The organism is Azonexus sp. (genome assembly GCF_036170495.1).
Classification (GTDB): domain Bacteria; phylum Pseudomonadota; class Gammaproteobacteria; order Burkholderiales; family Rhodocyclaceae; genus Azonexus.
The window spans coordinates 1-1,209 of the sequence record NZ_JAVHPH010000065.1; the positions used below are offsets into that span (position 1 = coordinate 1).

Sequence of the window (1,209 nt, forward strand, 5' to 3'; positions counted from 1 at the left end):
CCGCAGCCGCCCGGCTTTCCGAGTAGCGCAGGGAACCGGCGCAGCCGGCACCGACACAGGGTCGCCTTCTTTTTGCTTACTTTTTCTTGGCGAAGCAAGAAAAAGTAAGCCGCCCCGCAAGGGCGGAACCCCACACCAACCTCACCAAAATGCCAATTCGCAGGAAGGCTTCAAAATCGAGCCACCTCGTTTCCTTACTGACGCTTGTCCGGGATTCGGACGTGGTGTTCCGCCTTGCGGGCGGGCATACTTTCTTTTGCTTCGCCAAAAGAAAGTAGCCAAAGGCGGGGTTCATCGCTTCCGAAGGCAAAAGGCGACCCCAGGGTCGGCGCCCTTCGGGTTCCTTGCGCTACTCGACGAGCCGGGCGGCTTGCCAGAACTCGCCTGCGGCTCAAACATGGCAAGCCGAAGGCCCCCGGCCCGCCTGCGTTGCTCAGCGCCTCTCATGGGGACCCCAAAGGCGTCCAGTCTCGACCGGAGTGCCCCAAAAACCGATTCCCACGGTCAACCGGAAAAAACGGCCAAAATCGAAATTCTGGCCTAGCTATCGTCCGACGGCGGTGCGACCTTGATGACTTCTTCGAGCGACGTCGCGCCCTGAGCCACTTTCAGCGCGCCGGAAATACGCAGCGGGCGCATGCCTTCGCGGAAGGCCTGTTCGCGCAGCTTGGGAATTTCAGTGACAGGCTTGATCAACCGGCGAATTTCCGGGGAGTTCACCAGGATTTCATAGACGCCAACCCGCCCGGTATAGCCAGTCATCCGGCATTCCAGACAACCGACCGGTTGCCAGATCTGGCTCGGCTCGGCCGATTTCCACGGGGCGACCAGCGAACGCCAGGCGGCGCGCTGCTCTTCGCGCGGCGGCACGGCCTTCTTGCAATGTGGGCAAAGCGTACGGACGAGACGCTGGGCCATGACGCCAAGCAAGGTCGAGTTAATCAGGTAGGCCGGCACGCCGAGGTCGAGCAGGCGGGTGATCGCCGACGGTGCATCGTTGGTGTGCAGTGTCGACAGCACAAGGTGGCCGGTCAAGGCCGCCTGGATGGCCATTTCAGCCGTTTCGAGATCGCGGATTTCGCCGATCATGACGATGTCCGGGTCCTGCCGCATGAGGGCGCGCACGCCGTCGGAGAAGCCGAGCTCAATAGCCGGGCTGACCTGCATCTGGTTGAACGAAGCCTCGACCATTTCGATCGGGTCTTCGAT

1 protein-coding gene is annotated in these 1,209 nt (G+C 61.7%); it reads right to left on the bottom strand.

From position 1 onward, the window contains the following. Positions 1-540: 540 nt before the first annotated feature. Positions 541-1,209, bottom strand: a 669-nt coding sequence (locus tag ADADOO_RS02145; protein ID WP_511274599.1) for a GspE/PulE family protein, incomplete at its 5' end; no start/stop codon positions are given.